The sequence below is a fragment of the Nostoc sp. UHCC 0252 genome (genome assembly GCF_034931145.1).
In the GTDB taxonomy this organism is placed as follows: Bacteria; Cyanobacteriota; Cyanobacteriia; order Cyanobacteriales; family Nostocaceae; genus Nostoc.
The window spans coordinates 18,643-32,093 of record NZ_JAYGHE010000001.1; the positions used below are offsets into that span (position 1 = coordinate 18,643).

General features: G+C 41.2%; 11 protein-coding genes. 4 read left to right on the plus strand and 7 right to left on the minus strand.

The window, feature by feature from the left end; genetic code table 11:
- Nucleotides 1-165: 165 nt before the first annotated feature.
- Nucleotides 166-1,341 carry a homospermidine biosynthesis protein gene (locus tag VB732_RS00075; RefSeq protein ID WP_323228765.1) on the plus strand — a complete coding sequence of 392 codons (1,176 nt, stop codon included), beginning with the start codon at nt 166-168 and terminating at the stop codon, nt 1,339-1,341.
- A gap of 129 nt (nt 1,342-1,470) precedes the next feature.
- Here VB732_RS00075 and VB732_RS00080 read toward each other — a convergent pair whose 3' ends face one another.
- From VB732_RS00080 to thrB, 4 genes are all read right to left on the minus strand, one after another.
- Nucleotides 1,471-3,363, minus strand: coding sequence for an adenylate/guanylate cyclase domain-containing protein (locus VB732_RS00080; RefSeq protein WP_323228766.1), 1,893 nt, complete (start codon nt 3,361-3,363; stop codon nt 1,471-1,473).
- Nucleotides 3,364-3,915: 552 nt separating this feature from the next.
- Nucleotides 3,916-4,038 carry a hypothetical protein gene (locus tag VB732_RS00085; protein WP_323228768.1) on the minus strand — a complete coding sequence of 41 codons (123 nt, stop codon included), beginning with the start codon at nt 4,036-4,038 and terminating at the stop codon, nt 3,916-3,918.
- A gap of 205 nt (nt 4,039-4,243) precedes the next feature.
- Nucleotides 4,244-4,753 (minus strand): hypothetical protein, encoded by a 510-nt coding sequence (locus VB732_RS00090; RefSeq protein WP_323228770.1) that lies wholly within the window; start codon nt 4,751-4,753, stop codon nt 4,244-4,246.
- A 42-nt stretch (nt 4,754-4,795) separates the two neighbouring features.
- Entirely contained in the window at nt 4,796-5,710 is a 915-nt protein-coding gene (gene thrB, locus VB732_RS00095) for a homoserine kinase (protein WP_323228772.1), read from the minus strand.
- Between the two features lie 310 nt (nt 5,711-6,020).
- Here thrB and VB732_RS00100 point away from each other — a divergent pair, with 310 nt between their 5' ends.
- A complete protein-coding gene (locus tag VB732_RS00100) occupies nt 6,021-6,797 on the plus strand; it encodes a phage Gp37/Gp68 family protein (RefSeq protein ID WP_323228773.1) in 777 nt (258 codons plus the stop codon).
- On the opposite strand, the gene VB732_RS00105 is transcribed toward VB732_RS00100, so the two are convergent.
- The 3 genes from VB732_RS00105 to VB732_RS00115 form a co-directional block, all read right to left on the minus strand.
- On the minus strand, nt 6,787-7,914 hold the full coding sequence (locus VB732_RS00105) for a three-Cys-motif partner protein TcmP (RefSeq protein WP_323228774.1): 1,128 nt from the start codon (nt 7,912-7,914) through the stop codon (nt 6,787-6,789). The two genes, VB732_RS00100 and VB732_RS00105, sit on opposite strands and share 11 nt — an antisense overlap.
- Before the next feature lie 147 nt (nt 7,915-8,061).
- The gene (locus VB732_RS00110) at nt 8,062-9,750 is read right to left on the minus strand and encodes an NAD(P)H-quinone oxidoreductase subunit 4 (protein WP_323228775.1); all 1,689 of its coding nucleotides are present in this window, start codon (nt 9,748-9,750) and stop codon (nt 8,062-8,064) included.
- 144 nt (nt 9,751-9,894) lie between these two features.
- Nucleotides 9,895-10,614, minus strand: coding sequence for a response regulator transcription factor (locus VB732_RS00115; RefSeq protein ID WP_323228776.1), 720 nt, complete (start codon nt 10,612-10,614; stop codon nt 9,895-9,897).
- A gap of 570 nt (nt 10,615-11,184) precedes the next feature.
- Between VB732_RS00115 and VB732_RS00120 the strand changes: the two genes are divergently transcribed.
- Both VB732_RS00120 and VB732_RS00125 read left to right on the plus strand, forming a co-directional pair.
- Complete coding sequence (locus VB732_RS00120; RefSeq protein ID WP_323228777.1) at nt 11,185-12,279, plus strand: hybrid sensor histidine kinase/response regulator; 1,095 nt, start codon at nt 11,185-11,187, stop codon at nt 12,277-12,279.
- 281 nt (nt 12,280-12,560) lie between these two features.
- A complete protein-coding gene (locus VB732_RS00125; RefSeq protein ID WP_323228778.1) occupies nt 12,561-13,328 on the plus strand; it encodes a Uma2 family endonuclease in 768 nt (255 codons plus the stop codon).
- Nucleotides 13,329-13,451: the final 123 nt, after the last annotated feature.

Genomic DNA, 13,451 nt, shown 5'->3' on the forward strand with positions numbered 1-13,451 from the left:
GTCAATTGTAGGCGTTGAGCTAGGTGACACAATTTAGTCTTAGCCGTAGTACTGAGATGATAAGTGGATTTACCACCGTACTGTACTAGTTAAATTGCTGTCACTTTGGCTGAAAGCTAGATAACATTAGATTCGGCGGCGTGTTTTCTGTTCGGGAGTGCCAAAATGTCTAAACATCTGGGTCAAAAAATTGCACCTACACCGATATCAAATGATATTAATGTGGTGGATTTGATCGATCAATACTTCACTGCTTACAACTCAGCGCGGTTGCGGGAAATCTGCCAACTTCTGAGTCGTGATGTGCTGACGGAAGGTGTCACGGTGGGAGTTAGCCTTTCCGGTGCGATGACACCAGCAGGATTTGGGGTTTCAGCGCTTGCACCCTTAATTCGCAATGGCTTTATTGATTGGATGATTAGCACTGGTGCAAATCTTTACCACGATATGCACTATGGTTTGGGTTTTGAACTTTTTGCTGGTAATCCGTTTTTGGATGATGTGAAGCTGCGCCAGGAAGGGACTATTCGCATTTATGACATCATCTTTGGTTACGATGTGCTGCTAGAAACTGATGCTTTCATCCGCAAAATTTTGCAAGGGGAAGCATTTCAGAAGCGGATGGGAACTGCTGAGTTTCACCATTTACTGGGTAAGTATGTTCGAGAAGTAGAAAAGCAGTTGGGTGTGAAAAATTCCTGCTTGCTTGCTACAGCTTATGAGTGTGGCGTGCCTATATATACGTCTTCTCCAGGAGATAGTTCTATTGGGATGAACGTGGCAGCTTTGGCTTTGGAAGGTTCGCAGCTGGTGATAGATCCATCAATTGATGTCAATGAAACGGCTGCGATCGCATATAATGCCCGTGAGTCAGACGGTAAAAGTGCGGCGGTAATTCTCGGTGGCGGTAGTCCTAAGAACTTTTTACTCCAAACTCAACCGCAACTCCACGAAGTATTAGGGCTAGAAGAACGAGGACACGATTACTTTATCCAGTTTACCGATGCACGTCCAGATACAGGCGGTTTGTCTGGAGCAACCCCATCGGAAGCTGTCAGTTGGGGTAAGATTGACCCGGAAGAGTTACCTAACACAATTGTTTGTTATACCGATAGCACGATCGCTCTACCATTGGTGACAGCATACGTCTTGAATAAGTGCGAGCCTCGTCCCCTAAAGCGGGTGTACGACAAGCGAGAAGCTATTTTGGATAAATTACAAAAAGACTATCTAGCAGCCAAAAGCCAACCATCCGATCAGATTCCCGCAGCAGTGGCTGAAAGTGCTTCACAACAAACAGCGACTTATCCCTGTGGTCGGCTGATTCCGAATGCTAATTAGGGAGTAGGGAGTGGGGGAAGAAGAGGCAGGGAGCAGGGAGCAGGGAGCAGAGGGGAAAGAGGTAATTTTAATTCTCCCCCTTGCCCCCTGCCCCTCTGCCCCTCTTCTTCTTGTGCCCCATGCCCCTTATCACTTTTGTCCAATCAAAAAATAAGTTGTCATTTTTCCTTTGTCTTTAACTTCGATTTCGCCCCGCTTTTTAAATAAAAATTCATCACACAAAGACTTATAAGTATCTTCTGTAACCTGGATTTTACCAACAATTCCTTGAGATTCCATGCAACTAGCGATGTCTACCGTGTCTCCCCAGAGATCATAAGTAAATTTGTTGAGGTCAATTACTCCCGCAGCTACGGAACCGCTATGAATGCCAATACGAATATTGAAGTTTTGGTTATTCTCAGTATTAAATAGAGCGATCGCAGTTTGGATATGCAGTGCCATAAGAGCGATCGCTTGAGCATGATCCCGGCGGCGTGTAGGTAAGCCACCTACTACCATATAAGCATCGGTAATGGTCTTTATTCTCTCTAAACCATATCGTTCGGTGAGGCAATCGAAAGTTGAGAAAATCGAGTTTAGTAAATTTACCACTTGAATTGCACTCATAGAAGCAGCAATTTCGCTAAAACCAACAATATCTGCAAATAAAATTGTGACTTCGGTAATGTTAGCTGGTTCTTCTTTCAGTTCCTTGGAGATTGTGGTTGGCAAAATAGTCAGCAATAAACGTTCGGTTTCTTCCTGCTGATGGCGCAGCGCTTCTTCTACTGCTAGTCGCTGGGTGACACTGCGAAATATACCACGAGTCGCAACTGGATGACCTTCGACAAATTTACAGTTAATATTACCTTCTAAAAAAATTGTTTGACCGTCTTTAGTAAGGAATGCAACTTCTACTTGTTCAAGCTTTTCTCCTGATAGCACGCGATAAAACTTTTGCAAACAGTCTTGCTTAAAGTCTGGATGGATAATATCAAAAACATTCATATTCGCAATTTCAGCTTCGCTATATCCTAATGTTTCCCGCCATGCACGATTGACATACAAAAAACGACCAGATGTATTAACGGATTGAATTAGGTCATTAGCATTTTCAAATAAATCTCGATAACGTTCTTCGCTTTCTACAAGAGCATCTTCTGCTTGTTTGCGTTTGATAAACTGGGCAATTTGACTACCAATAGAACCCATCATTTGCAATAGGTCTTTATCTTTTGGTTGTACATCCCGACTAAAGAAAATCATCACTCCTAAGATTTCACTATCGTCTAAGATAGGGAAACCAAAAGCGGCGTGCAATCCAGCTTCAGCCGCAGGTTGCGATCGCCTTGTGTCTCCATCTTCTGCGATATCTTGAATCCACAAAGGCAAACGTCTGATCCAAATTCGGCCAGGTAAGCCAACACCGGGTGTATAGGTAGTTTGCCAGGTGATTGCTTTAAACTCTCGCGCAGAAATTAGTCGACTTGACCAAATTTCCACACACCTTAATACTGCATTGATGCTGTGTCCCTGTACGGAAGTGCCAATATATTGACTTGGTGTCCAAAGTTCACCTAAATCCCATCCCAAATTTTGGCAAATCGACTGCAAAATTTGCGGAATTGCCTGCTTTACGCTCTGAGATTCTGATAATATTCGAGTGATACTATATTGGGTACTTGTACGTTGTTCTCGATGCTGTCGAGCAGTAATATCTCGACCAATGTAGACAATCTCTTCTAATCCTTGTATTTTTTTCGCAATTACTGAACAAGAAAAAGCAATCAACCGCTTTTCTCTAGTCTTAGTCCGACAAACTACCTCTAAGTTCTGGAAACTTTGCTTAAAGGAGGAATGTTTAAAAATTGCTTCTATTAGTAATTGGTCGTCATCAAGGATTATTGATATTGGTTGGTCAACTAATTCTTCTTCGCTGAAACCAAATAGTTTTTGAGCAGCATAATTTACTTTTTTTATCCTTCCTAAATTACTGGTTACTAACAAAGCATCTGGCATTAAAGTGATTACTTTTTCCATGTAGTTATTGTTTGTATAGTAATAAAAAAGCATCTATTCGCAAATTCTCTTTTTATAATTACTGTGCTAGATTTTGCTTTAAAGCAAGTTTATCAGTAATGTCTTCAATTAAACTAATTAAGGATTTCTGATTTTCTTTTCGTACTGCTTGCCAATTAGAAGTTACTAATACTCAGTTTTTTTAGTGAAATTTATATTAATTTGATTTAGTATGCTATTTTTTAACATCAACCCAGGTGGTTACACCAAAACGGTTATGAACAACCTTTTGATTTGGTTGATCAAAATTAAGTAAGAGTAAGGTTAATAATATTTTATTTCTTTTGGCAGGTTGACAATTTAATATAAATCTGGTTCTTTTCAGTAGGATCTAGTCAATAGCGCTATTTACAAGCGATCGCTATTTTAATAAAAGCGCTCTTGTGCAATCCAGTGCAGTAAAGCTGAAAGTTATATTATTACCCCTTTCACTAAGGTATGATATATCACAAAGTATTGTTATATCAAAAAGTAAACTTTTATTGAATGAAAAATTGTACTGCGATCGCTTATTTAAAGCGCTTCCCATTCTTCTTTACTAACTTGAGCTTGTTTTAAAATTTTTGCCAGTAAGCTTTTGCTGATATCTCCTTCGTGGGGGTTAGGAATGATTAATCTCAGTTCATCTTTAACCATAAATTGATAGCTAAATATCCAATTTTAGATTAGCGGCTTGCAAAAGAAAACTACGCAGAGGCGTACAAACGAAAATGCGGCGTTGCTGAATCTAGGTATGAATTTTGGATATAGAGACGCGAAATTTCGCGTCTCTACAAGGCTTTTCACCACAAAGCACAATCGTTTTCATACCGCAATCAGCAACGCCGAAAATGCTAAAGCATTAAACAATCCGGTTGACAATTGTCCACACTTCCCCATCAGAGCGGACATAAGGTACAGAGATTGTCTTAAATCCAGTGATGAAGGGCTTGTAATAAATCCGCCAATACATTGGACTCAATTCATTAGCGCAATGTTTAAGGAGACGGACTTCTGCCGCCAGTTCACTTGCTAGTTGATTAATGCGTTGGGCATGAACCTGTGCCGCTTCTTTGGCTTCTTCTAACTCTTGCTGTTGGATAAGTTCTTTTGATGCAACTTGCGATCGCACTAACTTACCTTGTTTTTGTTTTATCTGGCCTTCCAAAGCTGCGATCGCCGCATCGATGCCCTGGAGTTCAACTGATAATTGGGCATTTTCCCTGGCTTGACGGCGATATGCTTCAACCATTGCCTGGGGTGAATCATTTTCGGTAGAGATTACATTATTAATAGTGAGTGCAGCGCGTTCTTCTAGGAGAATCTGAATTTGAGATTTAAGCGCCGCCATTTCAGCCTGAATTTGCTCCATAAATCGAGTTTTAAGTGCTGAGTAAAATAGTTATCGAATTTTTTAAAAGCTTTTTGCGCCTTGGGTATCGAGAGAAAGCGATCGCACCTCGGCTGTAATTCCTTCTTCTTGCCAAGCAGCTAACATTGCCGCCTCCACAGCCTTCGAGTTTAGTTTATCCGCTAAAGCTAACAGTGTTGGCCCCGCACCACTAATCACCATACCATAAGCACCAGCACTAACGGCTGCGATGTTGAGAGCATCATAACCAGGAATCAAAGCTTTGCGATAGGGCTGATGCAACTTATCTTGCAAAGCTGTCTTTAGCCATTGTCCGTTACCAGTTTCCAAGCCCCGTAACAATAACCCCAAATGTGCCGTATTAAAAATTGCATCGGCGCGACTTACTTCAGTTGGCAGAACTCCCCGCGCCTCTGAAGTAGAAAGTTCAAAATTAGGAATAGCTACAACTGGTACAACATCTTTATGCCAGGGAACATCACAAATTTCCCAAGCTGTGCCACTGGTAGCAGCAAGACGACATCCACCTAACAAAGCTGGAACTACATTATCAGGATGTCCTTCCATTGCGATCGCTAACTCCATCACCTGTGACTGAGAAAGAGTTGCACCTTCAAGTTGATTAGCGGCAACCAAGCCCCCAACAATTGCTGTTGCCGAACTACCCAAACCCCTTGCCAGTGGGACACCTAACTTAATCTCTATTTTCACAGTTGGCGGTGTCTGCTCTATATGTTGATAGAACTTGACGAACGCTTGGTAAAGGAGATTGCTTTCATCAGTTTGAACTCGTTCAGCTTCCGTACCAGTGACATGAATAGTTAGCCCACCTTCTTCTATGCGAGTGAACTTGAACTCGTTGTACAGCTTTAAAGCTGCACCAATGCAATCAAAACCAGGCCCCAAATTTGCAGTTGTGGCGGGAACGGTAACGGTGATGGTAGAAACAACAGACATTGCTAAAACTCAGTAATCATCAACTAGCATCTCATGTATTGGTATCACTTTGAGGCTAGTTTTTGAGCGCTGTTGGGGATACTTTGATCTAGTATCCCTTAATAGATAGATCCTCCGAATCTTGAGTTTCAGAGGTTGTGGCTTTGGCAAAATTAATGCTATGGGAATTTAAATGGTTGGATTGTGCGAGCGTTCTGCCCCATCTGCGATGAGATGATCATGAGTTCTGTTATAGTACGTATACACTATAAAAATCATAGATCCTAAAAAGTATAATTTGCAAAATTTGTAATTTACAAGGTTATATAATATGTCTAGTACACACACGGGTATTGAGTGGACAGATAAAACTTGGAACCCAACCACTGGTTGCAACAAAGTTAGCCCAGGTTGTTTGCATTGCTATGCAGAAGCTCTCACTAAACGTTTTCCTAATAACTTCAAGAATGGATTTGATTTAACTTTACACCCAGAAAGGTTAGCGGAACCTTTAAAGTGGCGTACTCCAAGTAGAATATTTGTCAATTCAATGAGCGATCTTTTTCATGAAGATGTACCTCTTGATTTCATTAAAAAGGTCTTTGAAGTGATTCATAAAACGCCTTGGCACATATATCAAATATTAACAAAAAGACCTGATCGATTACTTCAGTTGAGTTCTGAACTAGAATTTCATGAAAATATCTGGTTGGGTGTGTCAGTCGAAAATCAAAACTATGTTCATCGTGTTGACTTTCTTCGCCAAGTTCCGGCGACTGTCCGCTTTCTTTCATGTGAACCGCTCTTAGGTGAATTGAATCTTGAGTTAACAGATATTCACTGGGTTATTGTTGGTGGAGAGTCTGGACAAAAACATCGCCCTTTAAAAACTGAGTGGGTAAAAGATATTCATGACCAGTGTCAAGCAGCAGAAGTTGCATTCTTTTTCAAGCAGATTGGCGGAAGAACTTCTAAAGCTGGAGGTAGATTACTGGATGGTAAAATATGGGATGAAATGCCTGATGCTTGGAATCGGCATCGAAAGAGATGGGGGAATACTCCACTGAAATTAGCAGGTAAGAAAGAAAGTTTGGTAATTACTGCTTAGGTGGAAATGTTACTTTTACCGAATCTGCGAATGTAAGTTCACCTTTATTCATTCTGCGTTTATTAGCAGGTGGATCTGCTATAATTTCACTTTTAGCTTCAAGATTCTTAAGAGCATCTTTGTAATTCTTGCTAATATAACGCCTTCCAACATGATGCTGATTGTAAATGTCTTGCATGGTTATTGTTCGACCTGCAAATGTATCTAATAGCATTTCTTCTAAGTCATCAAGAGGACGATAAAATTCAAAAAGTAACGGTTGTCTATAAGTGGCTGGATTATATTCAAAAGAAGGTACGCCTTGATTTTGTTCAGAGCTCTCTTTTGCCATTATGTCTTTCATGATCGCATAGCCTTTGACGTGCTTACTCACGAAGATTAAGTGATGACTAGTTCGGTTGCCGTTTTCATGTTTGAAGCGAAAAGGTAGAACATACTCTCCTCCCATTTCTTTGAGAGCTTCGCAAAGTGCTTCTACAACTGTTAACTCCCGTTCTTCTGGTTTAAGGGTTTTTAGTTTTTCGCGTATTTGATCGGCTCGTATTTTTCCAAATAGCGCATTCATGTGTTCTTCAACAGCTGCGTTACCTAAACCCATATTGATCCGGTTGTAATTGAAAAAGAAGATGCAATCACACCCCCAGTTTTTTACAACTGAGTTAATAAGTTGTAGCGATAATCCCTTATATCCCCACGGATCTACAAAAAAGAATGTAGGTACTAACTTTCGCTCGTTAAATGTCTTAACAATATTTTCCCCAACTTCATGATTAATTACTTGAGGTTTATATTTTAAATTTTCAATACCAGGAATTGAATTTATAGTTTCTTGGAGAGAATTAATATGTTCTGCATCAGCATCATTAAATACTGTTACCAACATATTTTGCATATCTGGATTAGAAATCGCAGTCTCTAAAACTTTTATTGGTGTTGATTTTGAACCATCTTTGTATCTACCTGGGCCTGCAAAAAGGTCTATATAGGCAATTCTTGGGTCAACTTTTTTAGCAGTTGGTATAATTACCTTTGCCCAAGCCCAAAAATATTTCTCAACAATTCTAGCTTTTATTAAAGATTGCTCTTTCTGTTCATCAAAGAAGGAAGTATTACTCATACGCAACCCGTTTATGTATTACTCTAATGTAGTAATTGTAGGTTGCGTAGAGCCTTTGGTCAAAGTAATAACCTAATAAAAACGCATAGACGGTTAGTACTTAGTTGTACGTATCGCACTTTTCCACAAAAATCGAGGTCAAAACCCTTACTTCAGAGTTCCCAAAACGGGCGCTAACTCAACCTCGGTAATTTGCGGAACCAACAAACCCTTAGCATAAATTTGGGGATTTGTTTGCGAGACTATGGCATAAGACTGGCGAACATTAGCATTGATTGCAACAGTCTTTACGTCGTACATTTGCATCGCCATCTTGGGATAGAAACCAATACCAATAATCATCAGCAGGAAACAAGCAGCGATAAACACCTCACGGGGTCTAGCATCTTCGTAGACTGCTTCCTCTGGTACGAGACAGTCTGTACCAAAACAAACTGTTCCCTCATCTTCCTGATTTTCCGAACCGGAATTATTAATGTCGCATAGCAGTGCTGCATCTTTACCATAAAATACCTCTCGCAGCATGGAAAGTAGATAAATCGGAGTGAGGATGACTCCAACGGCGGCGAGGAAAACCGTTACGGTGCAAAAAGTTGAACTGTAAACGTCACTGCTTGTCATCCCAACAAATACCGAGAGTTCGCCAGCAAAGCCGCTCATACCGGGAAGTGCTAGGGATGCCATTGCTCCGATTGTAAATAAAGCAAAGACTTTGGGCATGGCTTGACCAATACCGCCCATATCTTTCATTACCATTGTGTGGGTGCGATCGTAAGTAACGCCGGCTAAGAAGAACAGCACCGATGCAATCAAACCATGCGAAATCATCTGCAACATCGCGCCGTTGATGCCCAAATCGGTGAATGAGGCAATACCAAGCAGTACAAACCCCATGTGAGAAATCGACGAATAAGCCAAACGCCGCTTCATATTCGTCTGGGCAAAGGAGTTCAATGCACCATAGATAATGTTGACAACACCGAGAATGGCTAGAACCGGTGCAAAATAAATGTGTGCATCGGGGAGTAGTTCAAGATTCAGGCGAATTAGCCCGTATCCACCCATCTTCAGCAATACACCAGCCAAAATCATCGATACAGGAGAGGATGCTTCGCCGTGGGCATCAGGCAACCAGGTATGCATCGGGAAAACAGCAAGCTTGACACCAAATGCAATCAATAATCCTGCATAAAGCAGCAGTTGTAGACCAAGGGGATATTCCTTATTGGCGAGGGCGGTGATATCAAATGTCGTATCACCGCCGCCGTATAGCCCCATTGCCAGGGCTGCCACTAAGATAAATATAGAAGCTGCTGCGGTATACAACAAGAATTTCGTAGCCGCATAACGTCGTCTTTGCCCACCCCAAATGCAGACTAGTAGGTAGACGGGGATTAGCTCTACTTCCCACATAATGAAAAATAGCAGCAAGTCTTTGGCAACGAACACCCCTACCTGTGCAGAATACAGCACCAGCATCAAAAAATAGAAGAGGCGAGGGCGGTGATCAACTTGCCAGGCCGAAAAAATCGAGAGTGTGGTGACAAATCCTGCTAGAAGTACAAGTGGCGCTGAAAGTCCATCTACTGATACCGCCCAGTTCAGACCCAACTGAGGCATCCAGGCATAACTTTCTACAAGTTGAAAACTAGCACTGCTAGCATCGTAATGTTTCCAAAAGGCGTAACACATCAAGGCAAAGTCTGCAATACCTATACCTAATGCATACCATCGAACGAGCTTACCATCTTTATCAGGCAGCACAGGGATAAGCAGGGAAGCAATGAGTGGCAGCAAGACAATTGCGGTAAGCCAGGGAAATTGATCCGCTATCATGTATATGAGAAAAAATACTTATTTGGGATGATGTCATTGTACTAAAATTTGGTAACAACTCCTTAATAAATATTTATTTATTTGAGTTAACCGCTTTGATCGAAAAACGATTGAGTTGAAAATGTTCATCATATATTTACTTGCTCACGGTACTAATCCAGCCCGCAAAGCACGAACAGCAGCCTGTGTCCGGTCAGCAACACAGAGTTTATTGAGAATACCTCGAACATGAGTTTTTACAGTACCAACTGTTAAATAGAGCCTTTTAGCAATTTCTGCATTGTCACACCCAGCAACAATCAACTCTAGAACATCCATCTCTCTATGAGTTAAAGGATAGCTGACTATACTTTTCTCAGTATCTGGGTCAATACCTTCAATCAAGACTCGTTTTCCAGATGCCCCTCTGCTACCATCAGGGAAATCTTGACGTATTTGTTGTAGTACAAGGTCGGCGATCGCAGGATCAATCCATGAGCTACCTGCATAAGTTGTTTGCACAGCCTCTACTAGTCTCTCTGTTTCGATATCCTTCATGCAATAAGAATCTGCACCTGCTGCAAATGCTGCTAAAACGGCCTGTTCGCTATTCTGCATCGTTAAAATTAGCAGCTTTGTTGTATAGTCCTCGTTCTCTGATTGATATTGCCTAAAGGTGCGTGTTAGCTCAATACCATCCATGTCAGGCAAACCGATGTCAATAGTCGCAACATCAGGCTTGAGAGTTTTCAGTAGCTTAATACCGTCGGCTGCATTGGCTGCTTCGCCAACAATATTAAACTCTGGCTGGGTTTGTAAGGCAGACCGTAAGCCGATTCTCGTTAGGTTGTGATCTTCAATCACAAGGATTTTGATTTCACTCATAGTTGCTTAACTTTACTGTTATCTATCGAAAGTACAGATTAAAATAATCTCGTTCTTCTATTCGGTATCTTATACAAAAAGCAATGCATTTGGTATTGTTTCCTGAACTTCATCTACCGTTAGACATAAATAACCCGATCTGGTAAGTTTTTCTCAGGCAAAAGTCTTAATTCGAGAAAACAATTCAATCAAAAAACATTTTTATACCTTAACCTGATGATAGAATTCTTTATGGGCAACAATTCTTCATTAAAAATCCGGTAGCAAACAAGAATCGTTGACTATTAAAAATAGTTACCTTCGCAGTGGCTATGATAAAGTACCTGCAACAAAACCCAAATACAGATATTGTTTAGATAATTAGACAGTTAATATATCTACAGAATAAGACAAACGGATTAATTGATACAAGCTTTTGAAGAAAAAGCCAGGATAATTACGTAAGGTACGCAATATTCAATTCAGAAAACTTTAAAGGAAAATGTGAATCCTTAATAATCTCAGCGCTGGTAAAGTAAGCTATTACTAGATTTGCTAGCGATAGCCAAGCACTTCTTTTTTTATTCAGCCATGTCTTTAACTAAAAGTGTCAAAAAAGATAAAATTCTCGTTGTCGATGATGTTTTTGACAATCTACTTGTCTTAGAAGCAGTCCTAGAAGATAAGGACTATGAAATTAGCTTGGTGGAAGATAGCAAGATTGCACTAGCTATGGCTGAAGAGTCACCACCAGACATAATTCTCCTAGATGTGATGATGCCGGAGATAGATGGCTATGAATTTACTCGACGCATCCGACAGAATCCGGCGTTGCCTTTTATCCCGATTCTGCTGCTAACGGCTCACTATGAGTCTAGCGTTGTGGAAGGACTTGATGCTGGTGCAGATGACTTTATTCGTAAACCATTCGATCCTGATGAACTACATGCACGAGTGCGATCGCTCTTACGCCTCAAACATAGCATCGATGAACGAGATCAAATGGCTAACCTGCGGGCAGATTTTGTCTCGCGTTTTACTCACGATCTACGTATACCGCTAGTAGCCTCCAACCGCGTCTTAAAATTATTGCTGGAAGGCAGGTTTTGCGACGTTTCGCCACAATTGCAAGAAATAATTGATACCATGATTGGCAGTAATCAAGACCTGCTGGAAATGGTAAATACCTTGCTAGAAGTTTATCGTCATGAAGCAGGCTGTAAAACCTTAAAGATTTCTCCCTGCGATATTCAGGAATTAGTTAGTGAAGTTTCCCAAGAATTAACTCCCTTAGCTGAAGAAAAAGGATTGGCTGTAAATCTCGATCGAGGTGAAACTGCAAGCACCGTCATGGGCGATCGCGTAGAACTGCGGCGAGTTTTAACAAATATTCTCGGCAATGCGATCAAATTTACAGACAAAGGTTCTATAGATATTGACTGCCATCTGACTCCGGCAGATGTAACTATTAATATCCAAGATACAGGGCCGGGAATTTCTAAACAAGACCAGGAAATATTATTTGAGCGATTTCGCCAAGGTAAACACCAGCGTTCTGGTAGTGGTTTGGGGCTATATCTATCTCGCTGCATTATTGAAGCACATCAAGGGACAATTGGTGTAACATCTGAGCCAGGGCAAGGTAGTAGATTCACTATCCGTCTACCTGTAGCAAGCGAAAACTAAAAGTGGGATGATATTTAGACATCTCCAGAAATTAAATATGCGTGACCCAGAACCCTTGTAGAGACGCGAAATTTCGCGTCTCTACATTCTTTTTCGGAGATGTCTATTGAATATGAGAAGCCAGTGGTGTTCGCAAAAGCGATGATGGGATTATGCGATCGCAATATTCAATATTTCAGCGAAAAGCGATACACTCGGAAAAATGGTGCGTAGGCGTAGCCCGTCGTAGACATCGCTTAATATAAAAATATCCGCAACGCCCAGCCAACAGGTGAAAAGCTATGTCAGAAACTATCCTAGCTGCACCAGATATTCAACTCCCACCCACCCAAGCAGAATTACCCTATGATGACGGTATCCCAATGGAAAGCGCCCGCCATAAAGCCCAGATGGACTTGCTGATAGATGCTCTGATACCTTGGTTGTCAGAACGAGAGGATGGGTTTATTGGCGGTAATATGTTTGTTTACTACAGTCTGGCGCAGGTGCGAAACAAAGACTTTAAAGGGCCAGACTTTTTTGCTGTGTTGGGAGTCCCGAAAGGAGAACGACGCAGTTGGGTAGTGTGGGAAGAGGGAAAAGCACCAGATATAGTTATTGAGTTACTTTCTGACAGCACAGCCCAAGCAGACAAAAACTTCAAAAAGCTGATTTATCAAAATCAAATGCGTGTACCGGAATATTTTTGGTATGACCCTTTTAACCCTGATGATTTGGCTGGTTTCTCTAATGACAAAGGAGTTTATCAACCCATTGCCGCAAATGCTCAAAATCAGTTGGTGAGTCAATCTTTAGGGTTAGCATTGCAGCTTTGGCAGGGAAATTATAAAGGTATTGATGCTACTTGGTTACGGTGGGGAACTTTACTAGGAGAATTACTGCCAACTCCTGAAGAAAAGGAACGCCAAAGGGCAGAACAAGAACGCCAAAGGGCAGACAAGGCAGAATCACAGTTATTACAAACTGCACGCAACTTACTTGAGTCTGGGATGACAGTGGAACAGGTAGCTAGGTTAACAGGTTTGAATAAATCTGAAATAGAAATGTAGAATTCAGGAGTCAGAATCAAGACGCTCGATAGCGCTGCACTGAGTTTCGACTGCGCTCAACTACCGCGCAGTCGTTGTGTCATACAGAATACCTTTCCTGTATTCTGACGACTGATATCATGT

Excerpts from the sequence above, each read along its gene's own strand:
- VB732_RS00075 (WP_323228765.1), top strand. The coding sequence starts at position 166 with ATGTCTAAACATCTGGGTCAAAAAATTGCACCTACACCGATATCAAAT.
- VB732_RS00080 (WP_323228766.1), bottom strand. The coding sequence starts at position 3,363 with ATGGAAAAAGTAATCACTTTAATGCCAGATGCTTTGTTAGTAACCAGT.
- VB732_RS00085 (WP_323228768.1), bottom strand. The coding sequence starts at position 4,038 with ATGGTTAAAGATGAACTGAGATTAATCATTCCTAACCCCCACGAAGGA.
- VB732_RS00090 (WP_323228770.1), bottom strand. The coding sequence starts at position 4,753 with ATGGAGCAAATTCAGGCTGAAATGGCGGCGCTTAAATCTCAAATTCAG.
- thrB (WP_323228772.1), bottom strand. The coding sequence starts at position 5,710 with ATGTCTGTTGTTTCTACCATCACCGTTACCGTTCCCGCCACAACTGCA.
- VB732_RS00100 (WP_323228773.1), top strand. The coding sequence starts at position 6,021 with ATGTCTAGTACACACACGGGTATTGAGTGGACAGATAAAACTTGGAAC.
- VB732_RS00105 (WP_323228774.1), bottom strand. The coding sequence starts at position 7,914 with ATGAGTAATACTTCCTTCTTTGATGAACAGAAAGAGCAATCTTTAATA.
- VB732_RS00110 (WP_323228775.1), bottom strand. The coding sequence starts at position 9,750 with ATGATAGCGGATCAATTTCCCTGGCTTACCGCAATTGTCTTGCTGCCA.
- VB732_RS00115 (WP_323228776.1), bottom strand. The coding sequence starts at position 10,614 with ATGAGTGAAATCAAAATCCTTGTGATTGAAGATCACAACCTAACGAGA.
- VB732_RS00120 (WP_323228777.1), top strand. The coding sequence starts at position 11,185 with ATGTCTTTAACTAAAAGTGTCAAAAAAGATAAAATTCTCGTTGTCGAT.
- VB732_RS00125 (WP_323228778.1), top strand. The coding sequence starts at position 12,561 with ATGTCAGAAACTATCCTAGCTGCACCAGATATTCAACTCCCACCCACC.